Raw genomic sequence first — 26,354 nt, 5'->3', positions numbered from 1 at the left:
TTTTCACTCCCCGCGCAGCCACGGTGCTAAAAGGCCGTCGGGGACCTCTTCAGAGGTCAACGCAAAGGACCGGTGGTCGGCCCACTGGCCATTGATGTGCAAGTACTTGGGCCGGTGGCCTTCGTCGCGGAAATGAAGTTTCTCCACTACCCGAAGGCTAGGCGCGTTCTCCGGACGGATGTTGATTTCCATCCGGTGCAGGCCCAGCGTTTGAAAACAATGGTCCGTAGCCATGGCCACTGCCGTGGGGGCAATCCCCCGGCCGGCGCATGCCTGATCAACCCAATATCCCAGGGTGGCCATCATGGCTGAGCCCCACAGAATCGATGAAACTGTCAGTTGCCCCACAATTCGAGGCTCACGATATCCTGGCGTCCGTTCGGTGATCAGAAACGGCAACGCTGTGCCTTGCCTTGCCTGATCAGTTAGTGAGCGCACCATCTGGCGATAGGTGGGCAGCCCACCGCCGGGTTGAGGATTTGAAGCTTCCCATGGTTGTAGCCATGAAAAATTACGTCCTCGAACGTCTGTCCACTCCGCCCGGTCCGAATATCGAATCGGGCGGAGAATCAAGTCACCACATTCAAGCGTGACAGGCCAAATCCCGGGCCCCAGCACCTAGTTAGTCCTTGAGGGAACCAACAAAACCGGGCAACCATGCACGCAAGTCGGCACCCAGATCTTCACTGTCCACTGCGAGTGTCATAACAGCCTTCAGGTAGCTCAGCTTGTCACCGGTGTCATAACGACGCCCGCGGAAAACTACACCATAAACGCCATAGCCTTCGCCGTCACCGGCGGCCAACGTCTGCAAAGCGTCGGTGAGCTGAATTTCGTCGCCGCGGCCCGGTTCAGTCTCTTCGAGGACATCAAAGACGGCCGGGTGCAGTACGTAGCGGCCAATAACGGCCAGGTTGGAAGGTGCCTCGCCTGCGTCCGGCTTCTCCACGAGTTTATTGACCCGAACATAGTTTTCGCCGTCGATCTCTGAAATGTCGGCGCAACCGTAGGCGCTGATCTGAGACGGCTCAACTTCAATCAACGCGATCACGGAGCCACCAGTTTTTGCCTGCACCTCGATCATGGTGCTCAAGAGTTCATCGCGGGGATCGATCAAGTCATCACCCAACAGCACGGCAAAGGGCTCGTCGCCCACATGCTGGCGGGCGCGCAACACTGCATGCCCCAAGCCCTTGGGGTCACCCTGGCGGACGTAGTGGATGTCACCAAGGTTGGTGGCTTCTTGGATGGCGGCAAGTTTTTTGGTGTCGCCCTTGGCTTCGAGCGTGGACTCCAAGGAAGGAACACGGTCAAAGTGATCCTCGAGCGCACGCTTGCTGCGGCCGGTCACCATCAGAATGTCGGTGAGTCCAACCTTCACGGCTTCTTCAACAACGTACTGGATGGCTGGCTTGTCAACCACCGGCAGCATCTCTTTGGGCATAGCCTTGGTGGCCGGCAGGAATCTGGTGCCGAGGCCAGCGGCCGGGATAACTGCTTTGCGAAGAACCTTTGCTGTATTCACTCGACTAATCTAACTGACAGCCGTGAAATGTATAAGTCAGGGCCGTTATGGCGCCTCAGCGAGGAGTACAAATGGAGAGCAAAGAGCAGGTTCGACGGCGACATTGGGCCGCCCGAGCCGCCCTCACCAGCGCTGATTTGGATGCTGCTGGCCGGGGCATCGCCGCTCAGGGGCTCGCTTGGGCTGCGTCACTGTCGAAGCGGCCTGCCCTGTTCAGCGCCTATCTGGGCGTGGGGTACGAACCACCCACCATGCCGTTGTTGGAGGCCCTACACAGCACGGGGCATCGTATTTTGCTTCCGATTTGCGAGCCGGAACGGCAGCTTTCTTGGACGTTGTGGTTCCCCGGGATGGAGATGGCACGCAGCCGATTCGCACCATTGTGGGAACCGGTAGGTGAGCGTCTGAATGCGACGGCCTTCGCCGAGGCCTCCGGCGTCATTTTGCCCGCCACGGCGGTTGACGGAAGCGGCCAGCGCATCGGCCAAGGCGGCGGCTACTACGACCGTTTCCTCGCGAAGCTGCGCTCTCACGGAATTCAGTGTCCGACGGCGGCAGTCACCTTCGCTTCGGAATTCCTCAGCGATGCGCGGATCCCCGCAGAGGAATTCGACTACCCGGTGGATGCTGTTATCACGCCAGAGGGTATTTACGACTGGTAGAATTGGCACTCGGGCGTGGTGACTGCTAAGACATTCACCCACAGCCCTTTGTTTTGGACCAGAAGGAGAACCAGTGCCCACCTACGCTTACGCCTGCAAGGACTGCGGCCACGAATTCGAGATTTTTCAGCAATTCACGGATTCATCCCTAACTGAGTGCCCCAATTGCCAAGGTAACTTGCGCAAAAAGTTCAACAGCGTTGGCGTGGTTTTTAAGGGCAGCGGCTTCTACCGCACCGATTCACGTGACGCCAAGGGCAGCACTGTCAGCCCTGCTCCAGCGGCTAGCTCCACCGGCTCCAGTTCTGCCAGTTCTAGCTCGGCGAGCAGCACTGCTTCAAGCGCCTCAACAACGTCGTCCGCCTCTTCGGCGAGTTCTAGCGCATCCAAGTAATTCCGGCTCAGCCAGGTTGGAGTCAGCCGGAACTGTGCTGACTTTTTTTGGCCAAGTTATCCACATAGCTGGCCTTGGCCCACCTAGAAACGTTCTGGGCTCAATAGCGTGAGCATATGCTCACTTCCAAGCCTCGAACTACCCGAACCACCTCGTTCGCCCCTCGCGCTCCTTCTGCACGCGCCGCTAGGACACCCCAACGAGGTCCCTCCACGCGGTGGGGTTGGTTTGCACGCAATCGGCGACTCATCGCTGCCCTTTTGATTGCTGCTGCGGCTTCAATAGTGGTTTATCAGCTCACGCCCGCGCCGGCTCAACTGCACACCGTGATTGCAGCGGCTCATGACATGCCAGCGGGGGCGGAGCTCAAGCCTGCAAGTCTGAAAAGCATCCAAGTTCCTGAAAACGTGATTCCTCAAGGAAGCTTCGTGACAGCGAAGGAAATCGCCGGAAGGCGGCTCGCAGCCCCGCTGCGGCAAGGCCAGCTACTCAATGAATCAGCTTTGATGGGTTCTGGGCTTCTCACCGGCGCACCGCCAGGAAGTACAGCTGTCCCGGTTCGAATGGCTGATCCCTCGTCTATTCGGCTGTTAGCTCCAGGACAGCTGGTTAATATCGTGCTCAGCTCCTCGGACGACTACGGCAGCACCAAGCAGTCACAAACTGTGGCGTCCTCCGTGGTGGTTCTGTGGACTGCTACAGCCGGATCAGGCACGGGCCAATCCGGCACCGGGGCGGGCAGCTCAACAGGTGCCGGGAGCTCCAATTGGCTGGGCACCTCCGGTGAAGCTGACGGCCTGATCGTGGTGGCGGCCACCCCGGAACAGGCAAAGGGCCTGGCCGGGGCGTCCACTAAGGGAGGGCTATTCTTTGTGGTGGTCGCCTAATGGAAACCACCTGAGCTGAACGATTAGCCCCAATGTGGCGGGCGTTGTTCCTTGAGCCACGAATCATGATCCTGGTTTCCTTCGCGATCCCCCCAAGCACGCGGGTCATCCTCGGCGGCCTTGGTGGGCAGAATCCCCTCCGGCTCAGCTGCCACTGTACCGGTGGCCGGGGTAACGCTGCTTGGGGTAACGCCCTCTGACGCGGGGGTGTCAGTTGGTGCGGGGGTCTCAGCCGGTTCGGCCGAAGAGTTGGTGGCCGGGACAGTCACCCGTCTCATACTGCCTTCACCTTCAATCGTTGCTTCTGAACCGTGATCTGCTTTTTCCAGCGAGGAAGTCGCGCCGGAATCATCATTCACGGCCGTGTTTGTTGGCTCGAGCGCTTCGTCCAAGAACCCCGGACGGTCCGCAGAGTTGGCCAACTCATCGTGGTGTTCCAAGCGCAAGAAGCCTGCAATCCGGTCAGCGCAGGCGGATGGATCCGTGAAGACTTCGATGGTCCACAGCGGCAAGTAGCGCCAGCCCAAGCGTTCGAGGTGCTCGGGACGCAAGCGGCTACGTTCACGCACACTCATACTGCGGTAGCGCTGTGTTCCGTCAGATTCAATGGCCACAGGCGTAGGAATCTCAGCATCATCGCGGCCAATGGTGTGCACCGGATCGGCAGCAGCCACAACGTCAATGGCACCGTCATAGTGATGCCACACCCGTGCTCCGCGAACCCGCAAGCGCTCCCCTAGATCGGCTACCAAAGGATCTTCGCCAAGAGCCTGCTCGCTAGCAGCTGCCCTCGAGGACTGTGTACCCATGGAGTAGTTGCCGCCAAGTTCACGGTCCAACAGTTCATAAAAATCGACTGCACCGTGACTCAAGCGTTGCACGTCCAAGTCCTCAGGCCGGAAGCACGTCAAAACATGCAAAGACTGCCGGGCGCGGGTCATAGCAAGCGCAAACTTGTTCCGGCCATCCTCGGCGGAGAGCGGGCCAAAGTTATGCAGTGCACGCCCGTGAGGTGTGCGGCCATAACCCAGCGAGAAAATCACGTGATCACGGACCATACCCTGCGCGCGGTTCAAATCAACCACTCGGAAGGATTCCCCGCTCGAGGCAAAGAAGTCAGCCAGCAAGGGGTGATTAGGCAATTGCAAACGAATTGCTTCACCAATCCGCGCTGCATGCCGCAAGCTCACGGTAACCACTGCCAACGAGGTACGGGGACGGAGCCGTGCGTGTTCAAAGACCAAATCAACAACCCGGTTGACCTCGGCAATCACCGATTCAACACCATCCTGGCCGGCGCTAGGCAGACCAGTGCCATCCGGCAAGTACTCCACCAGCAAGGCACGGTCCAAACCGGTCACGGCGTGGCCGTCCGGAAGTCGCTTTAGCGCGCCGTCGTAAAAGTTCTGGCTCAACTGTAGGGTGAGATCCTCATCCACCGAGCGGTAGGCGGTTTTGAGAGTCCACACCGGCAACACTGCACTCAGCGCAGCAAAGGCACTCTGGACCTTCTGGCTGGCAATTTCGCCGGTGGCCGGGCGCTCTACGGCGACGCTGAAGGTGCGCGGTGACGCTGTACGCGCATCACCAAAGGCAATAACCTGCTTGCCCCGGCCAATCGCAGAAAGGACGGCCTGCAAAGAAGTAGAGTCAGCATCCAAAATCACCACAGCATCAAAACTGTGGCTGACAGGCAAGGTGCCAGATAGCAAGTACGGGCTGATGGTCCAGACCGGGCTCAATGCCGGCAACAACTGTGGTGACTGTGCGGTAAGTGACTGCAGGGTGACCCGGCCGTCCTTCAACAAGGTCCGCAGTAATTCGGCCTGACGCGGTTCAGCGGCCACGGCGTTACGCCAACGTTCGGCCAGCTCCCAGCGCAATCGTGCTGCGCCGCTTGAAATGTGTGCCTTGTCCGCAAGCCGGAACTCGGCTTCGAGCTGGCGCAAGCTATCGCCATCTGCCATAGCCAGGTAGTCATCGCCACTGATCATGGCTTCAAGGGCAGACTGCCACCACGCCAATTCCAGCTCGGAAGCTACCGAACTCGCGGGAACTTCGCGAGCCGCCAAGTCGTCAAGCAGCTCGCCCAAACCGTGTTCGCGCATGTTCTCGGTCAAGAGTGTGCGTTCCGGCAAGGTCTCGAGGGCTGCGCCGTCTGCTGCCAGATCCGCAAGCCTCTGCAACAGCTCCGGGTACGGGCTAGTGGCCAGGCGACCTCCACCAGCTGTTCCTCGCAACTGCAAGCCCAATTTGGCTAGGCCCTGGTCCAAAGCGCGATAGTTTGAATTCAGCTCGGCCAGTCCAGAAGGCACAGCCGGATGCCGCTGAGAGACAGCAAACTCGGCCCACACGGCTCGTTGTTGCTGCACCTGAAGCAAGGAATTGTGCAGGTCAGCAATGTGGACACCCGGGCGGATGTATTCTTTGGCCACACGACGCAAACGCGAACGTTGCATCGACGGCATCTCAACGTTGTGCTCGCGCCGCCAGGATGACGGTGCCGTGGCGGAGATCAGGTCATCCACCGGACGGTCAAAAATGTCTGGTGTGAACTTATCCAGGCTCTCTCGCACGGCAACCAGCATTTTCAGCTGTTCGCCCCACTCCTGAACCGTTGCGCCAAGACGAATCTCAGAATGCTCGGCGACTGCCTGCATCTGATCATGAAGTGCTGGAAGCTTTGTTGCCAAAGACTCGGCCAGTTTGCGGGCCTCTTCAGTTTCCTTACGCGTCAGCAAACGCGCGCCGTGCCATGGCGAGGAGGTGGCTTCCTTGCTGAAGGAACCCAGCTCTGCGGCACGGACCAAGCGGGTAGCCAGTTCTTCGCGGTCGCGGATGCTGTCCAAAACGCTTCGCTTTAACCGCACCGTGGTGGCCGGTGCCGGTTCAATGGCTGTCAGCTGGGCCAGTGACTGCATGGCTTGGTACGGCGAGCAACCCCAGCGATCACGCACATTGTGCAAGGACGCCACGTGGTCCACCAGTGCGTGGCGCTGCTCCACGAGTGTGGAGTGCAAGTTGTCCAGTTGCGGTTTGAGGGACTTCTCATTGCGCACAATTGCTTTGATGAGTTGCGTCTTGAGCTGTTGCGGGCTGGTCTGACCGTTGAGCTGGAACAACAGTGAGTCCAAGCCAAGGCGCTCGAATTGCTGGGCCACCTCGTCCAAAGAAGCACGACGATCCCCCACCACCAACACGCTCTTGCCGTTATGGATGAGCGCACTAATGGAGTTGATGGCCGTCTGCGTTTGGCCAGTACCGGGCGCAGCGGAAACCACCAACGACTCGCCAGCAGCAACAGCGTCAACAACGTACTGCTGTTCTGAGTCAGCATCTAACAACAAAACTTCGTCAGCCGGATCGCGGTCGTCTAACGGAGCAAAACGGTCAGGATCCAGGTCCGACGGCGTGTTCCCCCGACCATTCGCTTTGTCAGCGAGCGCCTGGATCACCGGATTTTGCGGGTTGATCCACGGATCATCCAAGGTCTGTGTCAGGTCAGCGAAGGTGGAGACCAAAAGGTTCTGTTCTACCTCGGCGCCCGGGATCTGATGAATCAGAGTCCTCATCCGGTCCAGCACTGGCTGCGGGTCAAAACGGGCCGTGCTGTAGGCCATCCGGGTCACTGCGTTGACGTCAAAAACAATTCCGTGAACGGATTTCAGGTGGCGAACCAGTGCCGGGTTGATCCGGGCTTGCTCAAGCAACTGGATCTCATAGTCGTCTTGACCTGGGCGCACTGTTAGAGCGAGTGCAGCGAGCATTACTGGTGCCGAAACGCGCTGGGGTTTACCACCGACTGCGGAGGTCCATACGGCGGTACCGGCGGACAAAAAGCCAACCTCCACACCACGCTCGTTGGCGATTTCGAATATTTTGGCGCGAAGATTCCGCGCTGCGCGGGCTGCAACGCCGTACTCCTGGCGCTCCCGGATCAAGGTAGAAAGACGCGTCCGGCGCCCAGCCATCAGCTGCGCTAGACCGGATGGGTGCGCTGCGGTGAGGTCAATGGATCCCTCGGGCGTTTTAGTGAATCGAAGGAGAGTGTCCGGACCGGTAACGCCCTTGAGACCCTGAAGCCACTTGGCGAGCTCTTCTGAGCCCTCGATGTGGCTCTGGGATTCTGACACTTCTGCCTTCTTTTCTGCGCTTGAACGTGACGCCTTGGACCATATCGGCATACCTTCGAGCGTATCGGTGTTAGTGCGCGGACGCAGCTTCGCAACACTGAGGAAGCTGAAAATTGGCTATGAAAACGGCCATAAAACGGTTACAGCCGGGCCGTTTGCACGGTCCGGCTGTAACTACACGCTTATTCCCACTCGATGGTTCCCGGCGGCTTGCTGGTCACGTCCAGCACCACTCGGTTCACCCCGTCCACCTCATTGGTGATGCGGTTGGAAATTCGAGCCAAAAGATCGTACGGCAACCGTGACCAGTCTGCCGTCATGGCATCCTCGGAGGAAACGGGGCGCAAAACGATCGGGTGCCCGTAAGTGCGACCATCGCCCTGAACACCAACACTGCGAACATCTGCCAGCAAAACAACAGGCATCTGCCACACCTCGTTGTCCAGACCAGCGGCGGTGAGCTCAGCGCGAGCAATCGCGTCGGCCTTACGCAACAGTTCAAGGCGCTCGTGGTTAACTTCGCCCACAATTCGGATTCCCAAACCTGGGCCAGGGAAGGGCTGGCGGCCAACAATTTCCTGCGGCAAACCAAGCTGTGCACCCACCGCACGGACCTCGTCCTTGAACAAAGCACGCAGCGGCTCAACCAGCTCAAACTGCAAATCTTCAGGAAGACCACCAACGTTGTGGTGGCTCTTGATGTTTGCGGCGCCTTCCCCTCCACCGGATTCAACAACATCCGGGTACAGGGTGCCTTGAACCAAGAACTTGATGCTCTCGCCCTCGGCTGCGGCCTCGAGCATAATGGCCCGCTCAGCTTCTTCGAAGGCACGGATAAATTCGCGGCCAATAATCTTGCGCTTGGTTTCCGGATCGGAGACCCCAGCAAGTGCATTCAGGAAGCGCTCTTGTTCATTCGCAACGTAGAGCTTAACGCCAGTGGCCGCTACGAAGTCGCGCTCGACCTGTTCGGCTTCGCCCTCACGCAGGAGTCCGTGATCAACAAACACACACGTGAGCTGATCGCCCACTGCACGCTGAACCAGCGCTGCAGCAACGGCAGAGTCAACACCACCGGAGAGACCACAAATAACCTTCGCATCGCCCACCTGGGCACGAATCCGGTCAACTTGTTCTTCCAAAATGTTGCCGGTGGTCCAGTTAGGGGTCAGGCCCGCGCCTTTGAACAAGAAGTTCTCAAGAACTTGCTGTCCCTGTGCAGAGTGCTTGACCTCCGGGTGCCACTGAACCCCGTACAAGCGGCGTTCTTCGTTAGCAAAAGCAGCAACGGGGGCGCCAGCGGTGGTAGCCAAAACGTCAAAACCGGCAGGTGCTTCCTGGACGGAGTCGCCGTGGCTCATCCACGTATTCTGGTGCTCTGGCACGCCGGCCAGGATCGAACGAGGTTCCCCAACTGATGTTGCGTCTGTTGAGCCGTACTCACGCAGACCAGTCTTAGCAACAGTTCCGCCCAGTGCATTTGCCATGGCCTGGAAGCCATAGCAAATTCCGAAGACGGGAACTCCCGCTTCAAACAGGTCTGCTTCAACCTTGGGTGCACCATCGGCGTAAACGCTCGAAGGGCCTCCGGAAAGGATGATCGCGGCGGGGTCCTTGGCCAGAAGCTGCTCGGTGGTAAAGGTATGCGGAACAATTTCCGAGTACACATTTGCTTCCCGTACGCGGCGTGCAATCAGCTGCGCATACTGGGCACCGTAGTCAACAACCAGCACCGGCTTCTGGGAAGTCTGGGCTGAGGTGGGGGTAGTCACTGTATAAGCCTACTTGAGAGCGAGGGCTACCAATTAGTAGCGTTTGCTGGCTTGCGGGTTTGCGGCCAATTCAGCTTCAACCTCTGCGTGGATCTTCTTCTCCACAAAGAAGGACAGCAAGGGGATCACACCGCCGGCAGCCATAAGAATGAGCTTGCCAAAGGGCCAGCGCATAAGAGTCCACAAGCGGAAGTTAGACATAAGGTAAATCACATACATCCAACCGTGAACAATCAGAACTGTCACTGAGATGTTGAAGCCACCCAGAACGCCTTTAGGCTCCGCCTGAACAAAGCCGAAGCCGTGTGCAGCTCCGGTCAGAGCGTCAGTGCCACCGGCAACCAGCAACGTACCAAATAGGTAGCGGGACACAAGTTCAGCGCACAAGAGCAAGAGCATGGCACCGGTGAGGTAGGCCATCACTTTGTAGAACTTTAGGGCCGAGCGAATTTGCGGTTCGGTGCCGCCAAAGCGTCGCTTAGGTGCTGCGGTTGATCCGCTGGCCGGTTTGGGGTCAATCACGACTTCACCTTAATTTTTCTCATCCATAGTCAAGGCCGCTGCTGCGGTGCCTTGACTGTCCAAAGTTTCATCTTCACGTTCTTCAAGCTCGCGCTGGTAGTCATCCTTGACCAGTCGCCACCAAATAAACAGTGCGAATCCAGCGAAAACGATCCATTCGAGGGCGTAGAACAAGTTGAGCCAGTTAACGCTATCGCCAGCCGGCTGGGCCTTAAGGTGCAGCGGCTTCAGCGCCGTTGAGTCGTTCGCGCCAACTTGGGCCCCGTCGGAAATCTCAGAGCTCGCACCCACAAAACCGGGGTAGCTAGAGACTCCCCAACGATTGATAAGTTCAGCCACTGAAAGGGTTGAAACAACATTCGCCTCAGGGGTTTTATCGACTATCGGCGCCTCGGACGGAACTAGCCGGCCTTCCAACTGAATTTTTCCGCTGGGGGGCGCCGTGGCTTGGCCGGGATCACTGATCCAACCCCGGGCTACTGGAATGTAGGTGACGGTGCTTGCCCCGGCGCCCTTCAAAACAGGAGCGCCATCAACCTTGAGCGGGGTGACCACCCAATAACCTTTTTGCCCGTTAAGGAGACGATCTTTCACCAAGACCTGTTTGGCGGCGTCGTAGTCCCCGGATGCTGAGACCATCTGGTCCGCAACGGAGCCGTGGAAGAAGTCCCCCGGCTTAAGCGTCTGTGTGAGCGGTTTTACCCGTTCAATGGCCGGATCTGTAGGGGTTTCTGCCTGCGATGAGCGCCCAAACTGCCACTGGCTGAGCAGAACGAAAGCCGCCGAAAGGACAAGGGCCAGGATCAATCCAGCAATCCAACGGGGTTTCAAGGCAGTTTTGAGCACCCCTTAACCGTACTTCGTGCGCTTGTAGAAGAACTAAACGGCCCACATAGTTATAGGCAGTGACCCATGTCACGATCTGAAAACAATCTTTCAGACTCTTCCCGAACGGCCCTCCCATTGCCTAGGCTCAAATGTTGTGCGAGCGTACCCCTACACCACCAAAACCCCGGCAGACCTCCGCTCACCACGTCACTACCTCACTTGGCTGGGGACCCTGCAGCTCTCCACCCTAGTCGGCGGGCTCCTTTACGGCATTCTGTGGATGATGGCCCAAGCCCTTTCGCCCCTTGTTATTGGCAAAGCGATCGACGCAGGAATTGTTGGCCACAACATGGATGCCTTGTGGTTTTGGGGCGCCGTTCTCTTGGGCCTAGCCCTACTACAGGCAGTCACAGCCACCCTGCGCCACCGGATGGCCGTGAGCAACTTTCTGCAGGCGATGCTGCGTACCAATCAACTCATCGGCAAAAAAGTGGCGCACAGCGGTGAAGCACTCACGCGCACGCTGGCCACCGGCGAAATCGTCACGGCCGCGTCCTACGATGCGGCGCGAATTGGGCAGCTCTTTGATATCACTGCGCGTTTGACCGGCTCGATCGTGGCCTATCTGGCCGTCTCTGCCATGGTGGCAGCTATTCACGGCCCCTTGGGTTTAACGGTGCTCATTGGCGTTCCGCTCTTGGGTGCGTTGCTGACGTTTGTGGTGAAACCTCTGCAAAAACGCCAAGCGGCGCAACGTGAAGCTACGGGAAAAATGTCAGCCGTTGGTGCTGACACCGTTGCCGGCCTCCGCGTCCTGCGCGGAATCGGTGGCGAAAGAATTTTTGTGGATAGGTACCGCCAACGCTCACAGTTGTCCCGGTTGGAAGGCAATCGCGTTGCCAGTTCTGTAGCCACACTGGATGCAGCTCAATTGCTGATTGCTGGCGTCTTCAGCGTATTTTTCACCTGGATCGGTGCTGGCCTGGCCGTGGAACAGCAGATCACCGCTGGTGAGCTAATCTCCCTCTACGGTTTCGCAGCCTTTTTGGTCTCCCCCATCCGCGTTGGCTCCGAGGCCATCAACGCTGTGATCCGCGGAATGGTTGGTTCCCGGAAGGTGATCGGCATTCTCGGCACCAAAGATCTAGTGTCCGACGGCGATGCTGCCGCCCCCATTGCTGGCAGCGTCCTACGCGACGGTGCCAGCGGCGTCGAACTTCACCCAGGCGCACTGACAGCGCTGGTATGCGCCGACCCCGGGCTCTCCGCCGCAGTGGCCAAACGCATGGGGCGCTTTGATGACGCCGAATCCGCCGAGGTGCGCTGGGGTGCTGTACCCATTACTGAGCTGCCGCTGGCAGCAGTGCGGTCCAGAATCGCCTTCAGTCCCGCCGAACCACAATTGTTCACTGGTCCCTTGCGCCATGGTTTGGACCCGCACGGAAAACACCAGGATCAAGCCATTTGGGAAGCCATCGAGCTGGCCTCCGGGGCTGATATTTTGGACGCGATCGACGGCGGACTGGACCACGAAGTCGACGAGCGGGGCCGCAGTTTCTCCGGCGGCCAACGCCAGCGCCTGGCGTTGGCCCGCGCGGTCCTTACCGAGGCCGAAGTTCTTTTGCTGGTGGAACCCAGTAGCGCCGTGGACGCACACACTGAGCAACGTATTGCCAAAGGGCTCGCCGAGGCCCGTGGCGGAGCGGCACAGCCTCAGCACAGCACCCTTGTGGTCACGGCGAGCCCACTGATGCTCGGCGTCATGGACCACGTCATTTTTATGCCACGCACCGGAGCCCCAGTGATGGGCAGCCACAGCGAACTGATGGCAACACAAGCCGAATATCACACGGTGGTGGTACGTAGTGAGTAATAGCCTCAACACAAAACTCCCGATTGCGGACGGCCCCCAGGTTCGCCGCGAAACCGGGAACCTTATGCGCAACCATCGGGCTGGCCTCGCGCTGGTGGTGGCGCTCTACATGGGTGCCGCCTTGGCGGGCCTGGTGGGGCCAAACGTTTTGGGCAGGCTCGTGGATGCAGTCCAAGCTGGAACCAGCCTAAACACCGTGACGGTGCTCAGCGCTGTGCTCTTGGGCGCTGTGCTGATCCAAGCCGGGCTGACCCGTTGGGCCTCGCTGCGCGGAATGATGCTGGGCGAAAAAGTCTTCGCCGAACTGCGTGAGACCTTTATGACCGACGTAACGGCGCTTCCGCTGTCTACGGTAGAAAAGGCTGGCACCGGCGATCTCCTCTCACGCACCACCAATGACGTTGAAGCGCTGTCCTTCGCCGTCCGTTTTGGTGTCCCACGTTTGTTGGTTGCCGCCGTCTCAGTCATCTTGACGATTGTCGCAGCCTTTTTCGCTTCGCCACTTTTGGCCTTCGCTTTGCTCGCCGGACTTCCCGTGGTGGCGCCTATCGCTTACTGGTATCTGAAACGCTCTGGGCCCGGCTACCAGCGTGAGCACGCCGCCTACGCACAGGTCAACGGCACGTTGAGCGAGGCCGCCGACGGCGCCGTGACGGTCTCCGCTTTGGGTTTGAGCGAGCAACGGCTAGAGCGCACTGCCGAGGGCCTGAACGTTGCGTTTAAGGCCGAGCGGTACACCCTGTGGCTGCGGTCAATCCTTTTCCCTGTTACCGAGCTCGCCTTGTGGATTCCTGTTTTGGTGGTGATTCTGTGGGGTGGCTGGCTTGCCTCCCAAGGATCTGTAACACCCGGCGCCGTGGCAGCCGTTGCACTTTACGCGATGGCCTTGGTGGAGCCGGTCAACAGCCTCATTCAGTGGCTGGATGAGTTGCAGTTTGGCGCAGCCTCGCTGGCCCGAATTGTTGGTGTGAAGTACGTTGAAGCAGACCGCACTCCCACTGGGGCTGTGCCCGAAGGTAGTGCCGTGAAGCTAGAGGGCGCAAGCTTCTCCTACCGTCCGGGCCACCCTGTGTTGCATGGTGTGGACCTGTCCTTGGTTCCGGGTGAACGGCTGGCAATTGTGGGGCCTTCCGGTGCCGGGAAGTCCACTCTGGGGCGTCTTATTGCCGGAATTCATCCGGCTGGCAGTGGCACCGCAACCGTGGGTGGTGTGCCACTGGTGGATTTGCCGGTGGAGCAATTGCGCCGCGAAGTTGCCTTAGTAACCCAGGAACATCACGTGTTTGTGGGCACTTTGGCGGACAACCTCCGCCTTGGCAAAGAAGACGCAACACCCGCAGAACTTCAAGAAGCCCTGCGAGACGTCGGTGCCTTGACCTGGGCGCAGAATTTACCACTGGGCCTCGAGACTGAAGTGGGTTCAGGCGCGCACGTCCTCACGCCCTCGCAAGCCCAAGAACTGGCCTTGGCGCGCCTTGTTCTCGCTGACCCACACACACTTGTCCTCGACGAAGCCACCTCGCTCATTGACCCACAGGTGGCCCGAAACGTTGAGCACTCGCTCAGCGCTGTTCTTTCCGGCCGCACCGTGGTGGCGATCGCTCACCGTTTACACACTGCGCACGACGCCGATCGGGTGGCGGTTGTTGAGGACGGCAGGATCACCGAGCTCGGTAGCCATGAGGAGCTCTTGGCCCTAGACGGTTCCTACGCTTCACTCTGGAAGTCTTGGCGGACTGAATAAACCATCAACAAAAGCGCCGCCCGGCACCTGAGGGTACCGGGCGGCGTCGTACTCTAAAACTTGCTTAGTGATCGAAGAAAACCAGCGAACTGTTGATGAGCTCGGCGATGACTTCTGGATCGTGAGCTCGGCGCAAAGACTCACGGTAGGACTCTTTGGAGAGCGAGCGCGCCAAGGTAGCCAAAACTTCCAAATGCTCAGAGAAGGACTGCGCCGGTGTGGCAATCAGCAATACCAAGTTGGCCGGGCCATCCACTGCACCAAAATCCAGGGCATGCCCGAACTTAGTAACACCCACAGCAATGGAGGTCTGGGAAACGAATTCGCTGCGTGCATGCGGCAAACCAATCCCGCCAGGAAGACCTGTAGCAAGCTGGTGCTCGCGCGAGTTCACCTGCTTGAGGAATCCGCCGAGGTCACTGACCCGGCCAGCATTAAACATGGCGGTAGCCAATTGTGTTGCAGCCTCCGTCTTATCAGCTGCAACCATTTCTAAAACCACCATGGCAGGGGTGGTTAATTCTGCGTCGTAGCGATCAAATTCGTCCGCCAACGGCACTCCTTCCAACGTTCAATTCGTAGCCGCCGCGTAGTTAGCGAAGCGGAACAATGTCATCCACACCGATTCTGGCGGCATCTGCCGACTCATCATCGGGTTGTTCCTGGCTCAACCGCTCGGCTTCCACACGAGCTAGGTAGTGCTTGACTTCACTCTCTTGCTGAACCTCACTCCAGCCCAATACTTCAGCCATTAGTTTAGCCACCACCGGCACTGCGGAAACGCCGCGGTCCCATGACTCGATGGAAATTCGGGTCCTGCGTGTGAGTACATCGTGGACGTGCCTGGCGCCTTCATGGGTGGTGGCGTATACAACTTCGGCTGCCAAATAATCGTCAGCGCCGGGCAGTGGCTCCCCCAGCTCGGGACGTTCCTTGACCAAGTCCAGGACTTCTTGAGCCAAGGTTCCGTACCTCGAAAGTAAGTGCTCCACACGAGCCACATGGACCCCGGACTCTTCTGCCGTGCGCGCCCTGCGGTTGTAGGCAGCTTTGTATCCTTCGGCGCCCAACAAGGGAATGGACTCGGTGCAGCTGGCCGGAACGCGTTCGTCCAGGGCCCGCGTTGCCTCGTCTACTGCGTCCTTGGCCATCACCCGGTAGGTGGTGAACTTTCCGCCGGCGACCACTACCAACCCGGGGACAGGATGAGCCACCACGTGTTCTCGCGAGAGCTTTGCTGTGGAATCATTTTCTCCGGCCAGCAGCGGACGCAGACCAGCGTAGACACCCTCTACGTCTTCACGAGTGAGGGGCCGTTTGAGCACCTTATTAACGTGTTCCAAAACATAGTCAATATCTTTGCTCGAAGCCGCAGGGTGGGCCTTATCAAGCTTCCAGTCGGTGTCAGTGGTACCGATGATCCAATGCCGACCCCAGGGAATAACAAACAAAACGGACTTCTCCGTACGGAGGATCAGACCCACCGTTGATTGGAAGCGGTCACGGGGAACCACCAAATGGATGCCCTTTGAAGCGCGAACCTTCAGCTGCCCGCGGTCAGTCACCATGGCTTGAGTTTCGTCGGTCCACACGCCTGTGGCATTAACTACTTGCTTGGCACGAATGTCGAAGGTGGAGCCATCCTCTTGATTCTCAACTTTGGCGCCCACCACACGCTCGCCCTCACGCAAGAAGCTGATAACACGCATACGGTTCACCGCGTGTGCGCCATAGCGAGCCGCAGTACGAACCACATTAACTACCAGGCGGGCGTCATCTACTTGAGCGTCATAGTAACGAATGGAACCTACAAAAGCGTCGTCTTTCAGGCTCGGCGCTGACCGCAAGGTGCCTTTCCGGCTCAAGTGTTTGTGCATGGGTACCCCGCGGCTATGGCCCGAGGTCAACCCCAAAGTGTCATAGAGCATGATGCCCGCACCCACGTAGGGACGCTCCACAAAACGCTTGGTCAAGGGATACAAAAACGGCACAGGCCGGACCAAGTGCGGGGCAATTTTCTGAATCAACAGGCCGCGCTCCTGCAGCGCTTCTTGAACCAGCGCAAAGTCCAGCATTTCCAGATAACGCAGACCACCGTGGATTAGCTTTGAAGACCGCGAGGACGTTCCAGAGGCCCAGTCGCGAGCCTCCACAATGCCAACGGACAGCCCACGCGTGACTGCGTCGAGGGCCGATCCTGCACCCACAACACCGCCACCAACTATAAGCACGTCCAGCTCTTTGCCGGGTTCCGCTGTGGCTCTCAGGGCAGCCAAGGAATTCTCGCGGTTTTCAGGACTCAGGATTCCACCGGAAATCGGGGATCCAAAAGTGGCGTCGTTGCCCATGGGAAGTCTCCATTCGCTCAACTGCGTTGTGAGACCAACCCTACTGTTTTGGGCGCCAGAAAGGCAGGGGCTGAACGCCCCACTTTCCTGCGTTAGCGTTCCGAGTACGGGGACACAACAACATCCACGCGCTGGAATTCCTTCAGATCTGAATACCCTGTGGTGGCCATAGACCTGCGCAAAGCGCCAATCAAGTTCGAGGTTCCATTGGTGTGATGTCCTGGGCCAAAAAGCACCTCTTCCATGGGACCCACGGTGCCAACATTGACCCGGTCGCCACGGGGCAACTGTGTGTGATGCGCTTCGGCACCCCAATGCCAGCCCTTGCCCGGGGCTTCTTCGGCGCGTGCCAGAGCGGAGCCCAACATCACGGCGTCGGCGCCCATAGCGATTGCCTTAACGATGTCGCCCGAGGCCCCCATACCGCCGTCGGCAATCACGTGAACATAGCGTCCGCCGGACTCATCCATGTAGTCGCGGCGGGCAGCCGCAACATCGGAAATAGCCGAGGCGAGAGGCGAGTGAATACCCAAAGCACGGCGGGTAGTAGTGGTTGCGCCACCACCGAAGCCCACCAGAACTCCGGCGGCGCCAGTGCGCATCAAGTGCAATGCCGGTGTGTAACCCGCCGCGCCGCCCACAATCACTGGGACGTCGAGTTCATAGATGAACTGTTTAAGGTTCAAAGGTTCGTGATCTTTGGAAACGTGTTCAGCTGAAACCGTGGTGCCACGGATAACAAAAATATCCACACCGGCTGCCAATACGGTTTTATAGTGCTCTTGCGTGCGTTGCGGGGTCAAAGAACCAGCAACTGTGACACCGGCGGCACGAATCTCGGCCAGGCGTGAGGTAATCAGCTCTGGCTGGATGGGTGCTTGGTAAAGCTCTTGAAGTTTGCGTGTGGTACTGGCGCTCGGTGCCTCATCCTGGAGCGCGGCGATCTGCTCCAACACTGCATCGGGATCCTCATAGCGGGTCCAGAGACCTTCTAAGTCAAGTACACCGAGGCCACCCAAGCGCCCGAGCGCAATGGCAGTGGCTGGGGACATCACCGAGTCCATGGGCGCGGCAATGACTGGAATGTCGAACTTATAGGCGTCGATCTGCCACGCTACCGACACATCCCGAGGGTCACGCGTACGGCGGTTAGGGATGATCGCAATGTCATCGAGGGAGTAGGCTCGGCGCCCACGCTTGCCACGGCCAATCTCAATCTCGTAAGTCACGTCACTACTTTACTTGACAGCGCTCCCCGCGGCGCACTGTGAGCTTTCTGCCCATATCGCCGTAGCTGCCCTAGAGCTGGGATTCGAACATCCTGAAGTAGCGCCCACGCAGGTCCACCAGCTCCTGGTGCGTGCCTTGCTCCACTACCTCGCCGTTTTCCATCATGTACACCACATCTGCTTTTTCGATCGTGGCCAGGCGGTGGCTGATGGCAATGATGGTGCTGGAGCGATCGGCGAAGAGCCTGCTGAAAATCCGGTGTTCGGCCAGTGCATCAATGGCCGAAGTGGGCTCGTCCATCACCATAAAGGGTGCATTGCGGTAAAAGTTCCGCGCCATGGCCAAGCGCTGCCATTGCCCGCCTGAAAGGCCAGTACCACGGCGCCTGCCCTTAGACAGATCAGTTTCCATCCAGGGGCTCACAAAGTTCTCGAATCCCAAGGGGAGTTTGTCGATAAACTCGCGGGCCTCGGCGTCGTCCGCTGCTTGGTGCACCAGCACCGCGTCGCGTGGCCGGTTCAACTGGCCAAAAGAGATGTTCTCCCCCGCGGTAGCGAACTCGTACTTGAGGAAGTCTTGACTCAGCACGGCCAGGTACTTGTGCCAAGAGTTGAGATTGATCGTAGTCCGGTCCACTCCGTCTAGGAGCACCTGCCCGGATTTTGGGGCGTAGAGGCCAGCCAGAATCTTGATCAGAGTGGATTTGCCGGCGCCATTCTCCCCCACAATTGCCACATGCTGGCCCGCCCGGATGGTGATGTTAATGCCTTTGAGTACTTGAACATCGCTCCCCGAATAGCTAAAGCGAATATCTCGCATTTCCACTACGGACGGGGCGTGCTCGAGTTCAATCCCTTCATCGCGTTGGACGGGGAGTTCCATAAAGGTCTCGTAGTCCTTGATGTTAGCGAGGTCCTCATCCATGTTGTTCAGGTAGGACACCAGCTGTTGGCCTTGGCTGAGGGACCGGCTCACAATCTGCTGGACAAAGAGGAACTGGCCCACTGGCTGCGCGCGGGCCACAATCTGGCCGATAATCCAGATGAGCGCGATCACCTCGGCCACGTATTGGATGGCGTCAGCAACAATTTTTTTGGGGATGTGGTTTTTGTCGTACTTGAGGCGTTCTTGCTCATCCTCTTCGCGCAAACGGCGTCGCATACCAATCAGGTGACCCACAACACCGTACAGCCGCATCTCAGCCATATGCTGCGGCCGGGTCAGGTTTTCATCGATCATGCGACTACGACGGCGCGCATCAACCCTACTGTTCCAGTGCGCCACTTGAGCACGGGAAAGCCGGAATTCGATGTACACGCTGGGAATGATGGCAGCCAGCAGAATCAGCGCAATCCACCAGCTCACCGAAACTAGTGCGGCTATCGCCAAGATGAGCCCCATCGCAGCAGTGAGGATGCTGGAAATTCGAGTCAGGACGCGCGGATAGCTATCCGCGAAACGTTTGGCCCTGTCGTAAAGGTCAATCGTGTCTTTGTCGTCATAACGCCAAAACTCCAGCGACAAGAACCGTTCGAACATCGAATCCGAGACGAACGCGGACACCCGGTACGCCATCACCCGCTGCACGTAACCATCAACGGAACTCCACGTAGCCCACAAAAGGCCAGTGACCGCCGTCGCCACCACGTAGAACACCGCCTGCCGTCCCGCGGCGGCGTCCCCGCCAAAACCATCGACTAGTGCCGTGGTGGTTTGGGCCGCAAACCAGCTGGTCAGCAGCGGCACCACGGCGCCAATGAAGGAACCAATCACCTTCATAACGACGGCGGTAGGTGAGGCCTTGAAACTGACCTTCACCATGGCGCTAATCGCCAACCAGTAAGGCCGGAACTTCAGTTTCTTAGGATCGGCCGTGCCCCCAGACGTGCTCACTGCAATTTAGCGTGAACCGTAGTTTGGCGCCTCGACAGTCATCTGGATGTCGTGCGGGTGAGACTCTTTCAAACCAGCCGCGGTGATGCGGACGAATTTGCCGCGTGCCTTGAGCTCAGGGATGGTGGGGGCGCCGGTGTAGAACATGGTCTGACGCAATCCACCCACCAACTGGTATGCCACAGAAGCCAACGGGCCACGGTAAGCCACACGGCCTTCGATGCCTTCCGGGATGAGCTTGTCATCGCCTGAAACGTCTGCCTGGAAGTAACGGTCCTTCGAGTAAGAAGTGTTCTTGCCACGGGACTGCATGGCCCCGAGGGAACCCATACCGCGGTAACTCTTGTACTGCTTGCCGTTGACAAAGATCAGCTCGCCCGGGGACTCGTCACAACCGGCCAACAGGGAACCGAGCATCACGGTGTCGGCGCCAGCAACAAGTGCCTTTCCGATGTCACCTGAGTACTGCAAACCGCCGTCGGCGATCAGCGGCACACCTGCCGGGATGGCTGCCTTAGCGGATTCATAGATGGCGGTAATCTGAGGAACACCCACACCTGCCACCACACGAGTCGTGCAGATGGAACCCGGCCCAACACCCACCTTGATGCCGTCAGCGCCTGCATCAATCAGGGCTTGGGCGCCTTCGCGAGTGGCAGCCTGACCACCAATAATGTCCACGTGCGCAGCGGACTTCTCAGCCTTCAAGCGGGCAATCATGTCCAACACACCTTGGCTGTGGCCGTTAGCGGTGTCCACAAACAACGCGTCCACGCCGGCTTCAACGAGCGTCATGGCGCGCTCCCAGCCGTCACCAAAGAATCCAATGGCCGCACCAACACGCAAGCGACCTTCGTCGTCCTTGGTGGCGAGCGGGTACTGCTCGGCCTTAGTGAAGTCCTTGGTGGTGATCAGACCCTGCAGGCGGCCCTCGGCGTCAACCAGCGGAAGTTTTTCGATCTTGTTCTTAGCCAGAAGACCCGAAGCCTCTTCGCGACTGATGCCAACGCGGCCGGTGATCAACGGCATTTTGGTCATCACGTCACGCACAATGCGGGACGGGAATTCAGACTCCGGAACAAAGCGAGTGTCTCGGTTGGTGATGATGCCCAGCAATCGGCCGCCCTCGTCAACAACAGGTAGACCAGAGACACGGTAACGGGCACAAAGCTCGTCGAGTTCTTCCAAAGTGGCGTCCGGGCCAATAACCAAGGGGTTGGTGATCATTCCGGACTCGGAGCGCTTCACACGGTCAACGTGATCAGCCTGGTCTGCAATAGAGAGGTTGCGGTGGATAACACCGAGGCCACCCTGACGCGCCATGGCAATAGCCATCCGGGACTCCGTGACAGTGTCCATCGCTGCTGAAAGCAACGGCGTCTGCACCGAGATGCGCTTGGAGATGCGGGAGGAAGTCTCCGCTTCAGAAGGAATAACGTTGGTGTGGCCCGGGAGCAACAGAACGTCGTCGTAAGTGAGTCCAACAAATCCAAAAGGATTATGTTCGGGTGTGGTCATGAGTGCGCCTCTTTCGGGGTTACCGGACGGGTGTGCAACAGATGACCAGCCAGTCATTACGGGTCTGGTCCGTGCGGTTAATAAATACTAGAACGGCAAAGCGGTACTGACATATTCCTGTGGCGAGGCTCGCATTCTGTAACCACGCGGCTTACTTCCAGCCGGTTGCCTTGAGGAGCCGCTTTTCAAACATCGGAACCATTGTCTGAACGTAGGTTTTGGTCAGGTGATTGTCGTCCTTATAGACGTACACGTTGCCCACAACTGCCGGGCACACACCGTCGGTACAGATGAAGTCACTCATGTCCATCAGGGAAAGACCTTGAACCTTGCCTTTGTAGTCATCCAGGGGTGACGAGGCGGCAAGGGAGTGCTCCAACGGCACGTTGCAGTCGGCAGCATTAGCCCCCTTTTTCTGCACGCACTCAGGCATGTTGTACGTAAAGCGTGGGTTGTCGCGGATCCCCACTACGTCGATTCCAGCATCGGTGAACGGCTTAATGCCGTCCAAGTAGCCAGGAACTTCCGTTTCATACGGGGCCTCTTTGTGGGTCAGCGAGGCCACGGTGAACACGGCGTCAGGTTTGTGTTCAAGAACGTATTTCCGGCTGGCTTCATTAAAGGCGTTGCAGTCAGCGTCACGCTGGTCAGAATCAGCACCGTAACGACAATTACCGCGCAAGAGGGTCACTACTTCCCAACCGTGAGATTTCGCTACCGGGCCCAACGCTGCCATGTACTGCTGGGCATGCGAATCACCCAAAACCACAATGGTTTTAGTGGTTTTGATGGGTTTGTCGTTTTGCAGGCAACCGGAAAGCAGCGGGTCACTGGGCACGTTCTCACCGGTACAAAGCCCGTCAATGTCAGCCCATTCGTCTTTCATAGCACCCGGGGCGGGGATCACCTTGGCCTGGGGTGTCACCTTGCCTGCGTTCTCCGGAGCCAGTGCCGCAGCGCCCGGAGTCATTTCCTTGGGCTGCGCGGCAATGGCACGGTCCTCAGCCAGCATGTGGCTCTGCCACAGTGATACCGGTCCAGCCATCACTGCCGCACACACGGCAATCACGACGGCGGAACGCCAGCTACGCGCTTGTGGCCACTGCCAGGTCCGCAGGGGTTTTTCCACCAGCGCCGTGGTGGCAGCGGCGAGAATCAGTGAGCTAGCAACAACCAGAAGACCCTGCCAAAGGCTGGGCTTTTCCAAGTTCATGGCGGCTAGAAAGAGCACCAAAATGGGCCAGTGCCAAAGGTATAAGGCGTAGGAGTTGTCACCCAGGCGAACCAGCGGGCGGCTGGACAGGATCCGGTCAGCACCAAGACGGTGACCGCTTGCACCGGCTACGATCACAGCAGCTGCGGACAGGGTGGGCCACAGTGCCAAAAATCCTGGGAAGGACCGGTCCACGGTAAGCACCAGCCCACACGCGAACATCGCTACAAGACCGCCCCAGCCGAGGAATAATGCCACAAGCCGGCTGGGCTTCAAGTACGGGACGGCAAGGGCCAGCAAGGAACCGAGCGCAAATTCCCATAGTCGGGTACGGGTATCGAAGTAGGCGTAGGCCTGGTTGTGCGCCGTCTGGTCAATCGAGTAAATCAGTGAGGCCACAAAAATGGCGCCAAAGATGATGGCCATAAGTCCGCGGTAGTTGAGGACTTTCCAGCGACTCAGCACTTTGCGCAGCACGGCGGCGAGGGCAAATATAACCGGCCACAAAATAAATACTTGACCCTGGATAGACAAGGACCAGAAGTGCTGAAGCGGGCTCGCGGCCGAGTGGTCTTGCGCGTAGTAGTCCACGGCAGTGTCCGCCAAAAGCCAGTTCTGTTTGTACAGCAGGGATGCCCAGGCTTGATCGATCAGGGCCGGCCAGCGGCTTTGCGGCAGCACCAGCCAAGTTCCAGCTAGCGCGGCCAAAATCACCACCACAGCGGCGGGCAAAAGTCGTTTATAAACGTGCAGCCAGTGCTTGATCAAGCTGCGCGGACTCAACAAACCCGAACCTTCGGCCTCGGACTTATCCAGTTTGCGAACAAATGATGAGGTCAGCAAGAACGAGGAAATCAAAAGGAAAACATCAACACCGCCGGAGACGCGGCCCAACCACACGTGGTAAGTCACCACGAGGAGCACTGCTAAGGCACGCAGGCCCTGAATTTCTGGCCGGTACGTCCGGTTAGCCCCCAAAGAGCTAGCAAGTGATGCGGCACTCGGGTTTGTCCGGATGCTTGTGGCGGTCACGTTATAACCCCTTGAGTAGCCGTTCAAAACATCCATGTTACCGTTTTGTGATATTTCCGGCGAATTTGAGCATCTGGCTCGAGGCGCGCCAACACCACTTGCGGTTCCGCATCCGCCCGGCCGTATGGTGTTCTTTGTGACCATCCAATTACGCATCGCAGCCCCCGAATCGCTCAGTGATTCGATAGTTCGCGAGTGCCGCTCCTTCGCCGGGACGGCAGGGCTGTCCGTAAGTTCCGGCGCGTCGTTGATACCCGCCGGAGACGTTATAACCGTGCTGATCCCGCGCGAAGCGGCCGATCGCCTCTTGCAGCGCTTGCATGCGATGGGCGTTCCGGAGCTAGGAGCCGTCACCATCACCGAGCCCGAGTTGGTGTTGTCCAAACGTGCGGACAAGGTGGAAAAACGAGTTCCCGGCGAGGGTGTGGACGCCGTGATTTGGGACGAGGTGGAGGGATCCCTCGGCGAGGATTCTCGCTTGAGCTGGAGTTATTTGGTTTTTCTTATCATTGCCCTACAGCTTGCCGGAATTGGCATTGTTACCAACTCAACCATTGCCGTAGTTGGCGCCATGGTGGTGGGACCCGAATTTGGACCACTTGCGGCCCTAGCCATGGGGCTGATCGAACGGCGTATGACTCTGGTGCGCAACGCCGTTGTGGCCCTAGCACTAGGCTTCCCGCTCGCGATGTTAGTGACAGCAGCGGCCACATGGATCTCACGGCCATGGGGTATTTATTCGCCCGACGCATTAAGTCAGGGCAGCGCCGTCGAATTTATCTACCATCCTGGGCCTTACTCGTTTATTGTTGCCGTGCTTGCTGGCGCGGCCGGCATGATGTCGCTCATTGGCCGCAAATCGTCAGCGCTCGTTGGGGTTTTTATTTCGGTAACAACCGTGCCCGCCGCAGGCTTTGCCGCCGTCGCACTTGTCCTCGGTGACGCACCAAAAGCTGGCGCCTCAGCCATACAGTTGGCCCTAAACCTCGCCGGAATAGTTATTTCCGGCATTGTGGTGTTGTTATTTCACCGTTTTGTCCGGGCGCACAAAACGCCCCGGTCACCGAAGTAACCGGGGCGTTTTGGTGCAGAGTCCAGCTTAGTGCTGGTGGCCTGCGTGATCTTCGTCAGCGGGCTTCTCAGCTACCAAGGTCTCAGTAGTGAGAACCAAAGCGGCGATGGAAGCTGCGTTGCGCAGAGCCGAACGGGTGACCTTGACCGGGTCAATAACGCCGGCAGCGATCAGATCTTCGTACTCGCCGGTCTTGGCGTTGAAGCCGTGGTTGGCTTCCTGCTCAGAAACCTTTGCAACAACAACGTAACCGTCGAAGCCAGCGTTCTGGGCAATCCAGCGCAAAGGCTGAGCCAGAGCGCGGCGCACAATTCCTACAGCAGCAGCCGCATCACCCTCAAGAGCCAGTACGGACGGGTCCGTGTCCAGAGCCTTGAGTGCATGGATCAGGGCAGAGCCACCGCCGGAGACGATGCCTTCTTCAAGGGCAGCGCGGGTAGAAGAAACTGCATCTTCAATGCGGTGCTTCTTTTCCTTGAGCTCAACCTCAGTGGCTGCACCAACCTTGATGACACCAATACCGCCAGCCAACTTGGCCAAGCGCTCCTGGAGCTTCTCGCGGTCCCATTCGGAATCGGTGCGGGTCAGCTCTGCACGGAGCTGGGCTACACGCCCGGCAACGTCCTCAGAGGTGCCAGCACCATCAACGATGGTGGTGTTGTCCTTGGTGACAGCGATACGGCGAGCCGTACCCAACACCTCAAGGCCAACCTGGTCCAAGCTCAAGCCCAGCTCAGGGGAAACAACCTGCGCACCGGTCAAGGTGGCAATGTCCTGAAGCATGGCCTTACGGCGGTCGCCGAAGCCCGGTGCCTTCACGGCAACAACGTTCAAAGTGCCGCGGATCTTGTTGACGATCAACGTGGAGAGCGCTTCGCCCTCAATGTCTTCGGCAATGATGAACAGCGGCTTGGCGGCCTGGAGAGCCTTCTCCAAGAGCGGCAGGAATTCCTGAATCGAGGAGATCTTGCCCTGGTTAATCAGGATAAGTGCGTCTTCGAGCACTGCTTCCTGACGTTCCGCATCGGTGACGAAGTACGGGGACAAGTAGCCCTTGTCGAACTGCATACCCTCGGTGAGGACCAGCTCGGTCTGGGTGGTGGAGGACTCTTCGATGGTGATAACGCCATCTTTGCCCACCTTGCCGAATGCCTCGGCGAGCAATTCGCCGATCTCATCGCTCTGGGCAGAGATTGAAGCTACCGAAGCCACCTGGGTGCCTTCAACTTCGCGTGCGTTTTCCAACAAGCGAGCAGCAACAGCTTCAACAGAAGCTTCGATGCCGCGCTTGATTTCGCCCGGGGCTGCGCCTGCAGCAACGTTGCGCAGACCTTCCTTGACGAATGCCTGTGCCAGAACCGTGGCCGTTGTGGTGCCGTCGCCAGCAACATCATTGGTCTTGGTAGCAACTTCCTTGGCCAGCTGTGCGCCAAGGTTTTCGTACGGGTCGTCAAGCTCGATCTCGCGAGCAATCGTTACACCGTCGTTGGTGATGGTGGGTGCTCCCCACTTCTTGTCCAGAACCACATTGCGGCCGCGCGGGCCCAAGGTGACCTTGACAGTGTCGGCGAGCTTATCAATGCCGGCTTCAAGAGCCCGGCGTGCTGCGTCGTTAAACGCGAGCTGCTTTGCCATGGTGTTTGTCCTTTCAAGGACAAATCCCCATCCAGCGGGTGCAGGACTGCACTGAAGCAATCACTGTGCACTC

General features: G+C 58.5%; 19 protein-coding genes. 6 read left to right on the top strand and 13 right to left on the bottom strand.

All coding sequences use genetic code 11. From position 1 onward, the window contains the following. Positions 1–3: 3 nt before the first annotated feature. Together ACQQCD_RS00570 and galU are read right to left on the bottom strand one after the other, a co-directional pair. Positions 4–618: a GNAT family N-acetyltransferase gene (locus ACQQCD_RS00570; RefSeq protein ID WP_430266444.1), complete on the bottom strand. Its 615-nt coding sequence runs from the start codon at positions 616–618 to the stop codon at positions 4–6. A gap of 4 nt (positions 619–622) precedes the next feature. Beyond that, positions 623–1,525 (bottom strand): UTP--glucose-1-phosphate uridylyltransferase GalU, encoded by a 903-nt coding sequence (gene galU / locus ACQQCD_RS00565; RefSeq protein ID WP_430266443.1) that lies wholly within the window; start codon positions 1,523–1,525, stop codon positions 623–625. Positions 1,526–1,596: 71 nt separating this feature from the next. Between galU and ACQQCD_RS00560 the strand changes: the two genes are divergently transcribed. The 3 genes from ACQQCD_RS00560 to cpaB all read left to right on the top strand — a co-directional run bounded on the left by ACQQCD_RS00560 (position 1,597) and on the right by cpaB (position 3,468). Continuing rightward, positions 1,597–2,187: a 5-formyltetrahydrofolate cyclo-ligase gene (locus tag ACQQCD_RS00560; RefSeq protein ID WP_430266442.1), complete on the top strand. Its 591-nt coding sequence runs from the start codon at positions 1,597–1,599 to the stop codon at positions 2,185–2,187. A 73-nt stretch (positions 2,188–2,260) separates the two neighbouring features. Then, the gene (locus ACQQCD_RS00555) at positions 2,261–2,581 is read left to right on the top strand and encodes an FmdB family zinc ribbon protein (protein WP_430266441.1); all 321 of its coding nucleotides are present in this window, start codon (positions 2,261–2,263) and stop codon (positions 2,579–2,581) included. Between the two features lie 116 nt (positions 2,582–2,697). After that, positions 2,698–3,468 carry a Flp pilus assembly protein CpaB gene (gene cpaB, locus ACQQCD_RS00550; protein ID WP_430266440.1) on the top strand — a complete coding sequence of 257 codons (771 nt, stop codon included), beginning with the start codon at positions 2,698–2,700 and terminating at the stop codon, positions 3,466–3,468. 23 nt (positions 3,469–3,491) lie between these two features. Here the strand turns inward: cpaB and ACQQCD_RS00545 are convergent, their stop codons facing one another. The 4 genes from ACQQCD_RS00545 to ACQQCD_RS00530 all read right to left on the bottom strand — a co-directional run bounded on the left by ACQQCD_RS00545 (position 3,492) and on the right by ACQQCD_RS00530 (position 10,741). After that, on the bottom strand, positions 3,492–7,652 hold the full coding sequence (locus tag ACQQCD_RS00545) for an AAA family ATPase (protein ID WP_430266439.1): 4,161 nt from the start codon (positions 7,650–7,652) through the stop codon (positions 3,492–3,494). A gap of 131 nt (positions 7,653–7,783) precedes the next feature. Further along, positions 7,784–9,373, bottom strand: coding sequence for a glutamine-hydrolyzing GMP synthase (guaA, locus tag ACQQCD_RS00540; RefSeq protein WP_430266438.1), 1,590 nt, complete (start codon positions 9,371–9,373; stop codon positions 7,784–7,786). A gap of 33 nt (positions 9,374–9,406) precedes the next feature. Then, complete coding sequence (locus ACQQCD_RS00535) at positions 9,407–9,895, bottom strand: DUF3817 domain-containing protein (RefSeq protein ID WP_430266437.1); 489 nt, start codon at positions 9,893–9,895, stop codon at positions 9,407–9,409. Positions 9,896–9,904: 9 nt separating this feature from the next. Further along, positions 9,905–10,741: an SURF1 family protein gene (locus ACQQCD_RS00530; RefSeq protein ID WP_430266436.1), complete on the bottom strand. Its 837-nt coding sequence runs from the start codon at positions 10,739–10,741 to the stop codon at positions 9,905–9,907. Positions 10,742–10,877: 136 nt separating this feature from the next. On the opposite strand from ACQQCD_RS00530, the gene ACQQCD_RS00525 reads away from it, so the two are divergent. Continuing rightward, entirely contained in the window at positions 10,878–12,596 is a 1,719-nt protein-coding gene (locus tag ACQQCD_RS00525; protein WP_430266435.1) for an ABC transporter transmembrane domain-containing protein, read from the top strand. A 64-nt stretch (positions 12,597–12,660) separates the two neighbouring features. Further along, a complete protein-coding gene (locus tag ACQQCD_RS00520; RefSeq protein ID WP_430266723.1) occupies positions 12,661–14,340 on the top strand; it encodes an ABC transporter ATP-binding protein in 1,680 nt (559 codons plus the stop codon). Positions 14,341–14,404: 64 nt separating this feature from the next. Here ACQQCD_RS00520 and ACQQCD_RS00515 read toward each other — a convergent pair whose 3' ends face one another. The 6 genes from ACQQCD_RS00515 to ACQQCD_RS00490 form a co-directional block, all read right to left on the bottom strand. Beyond that, positions 14,405–14,893, bottom strand: a complete 489-nt coding sequence (locus ACQQCD_RS00515) for a PTS sugar transporter subunit IIA (RefSeq protein ID WP_430266434.1) — start codon at positions 14,891–14,893, stop codon at positions 14,405–14,407. Between the two features lie 40 nt (positions 14,894–14,933). Next, on the bottom strand, positions 14,934–16,688 hold the full coding sequence (locus ACQQCD_RS00510; RefSeq protein ID WP_430266433.1) for a glycerol-3-phosphate dehydrogenase/oxidase: 1,755 nt from the start codon (positions 16,686–16,688) through the stop codon (positions 14,934–14,936). 92 nt (positions 16,689–16,780) lie between these two features. After that, positions 16,781–17,917, bottom strand: a complete 1,137-nt coding sequence (locus ACQQCD_RS00505; protein ID WP_430266432.1) for a GuaB3 family IMP dehydrogenase-related protein — start codon at positions 17,915–17,917, stop codon at positions 16,781–16,783. Positions 17,918–17,987: 70 nt separating this feature from the next. Further along, positions 17,988–19,811 carry an ABC transporter ATP-binding protein gene (locus tag ACQQCD_RS00500; protein WP_430266431.1) on the bottom strand — a complete coding sequence of 608 codons (1,824 nt, stop codon included), beginning with the start codon at positions 19,809–19,811 and terminating at the stop codon, positions 17,988–17,990. Between the two features lie 6 nt (positions 19,812–19,817). Next, a complete protein-coding gene (gene guaB / locus ACQQCD_RS00495; protein ID WP_430266430.1) occupies positions 19,818–21,329 on the bottom strand; it encodes an IMP dehydrogenase in 1,512 nt (503 codons plus the stop codon). Between the two features lie 151 nt (positions 21,330–21,480). Continuing rightward, a complete protein-coding gene (locus ACQQCD_RS00490) occupies positions 21,481–23,610 on the bottom strand; it encodes an acyltransferase family protein (protein WP_430266429.1) in 2,130 nt (709 codons plus the stop codon). Between the two features lie 100 nt (positions 23,611–23,710). On the opposite strand from ACQQCD_RS00490, the gene ACQQCD_RS00485 reads away from it, so the two are divergent. Further along, entirely contained in the window at positions 23,711–24,646 is a 936-nt protein-coding gene (locus tag ACQQCD_RS00485; RefSeq protein WP_430266428.1) for a DUF389 domain-containing protein, read from the top strand. 27 nt (positions 24,647–24,673) lie between these two features. Here the strand turns inward: ACQQCD_RS00485 and groL are convergent, their stop codons facing one another. Continuing rightward, positions 24,674–26,281 (bottom strand): chaperonin GroEL, encoded by a 1,608-nt coding sequence (gene groL, locus ACQQCD_RS00480; RefSeq protein WP_430266427.1) that lies wholly within the window; start codon positions 26,279–26,281, stop codon positions 24,674–24,676. Positions 26,282–26,354: the final 73 nt, after the last annotated feature.

The sequence above is a fragment of the Pseudarthrobacter sp. J1763 genome (assembly GCF_050490295.1).
Taxonomy (GTDB): domain Bacteria; phylum Actinomycetota; class Actinomycetes; order Actinomycetales; family Micrococcaceae; genus JBNPEO01.
This window is presented reverse-complemented; position numbering and strand designations above follow the sequence as displayed.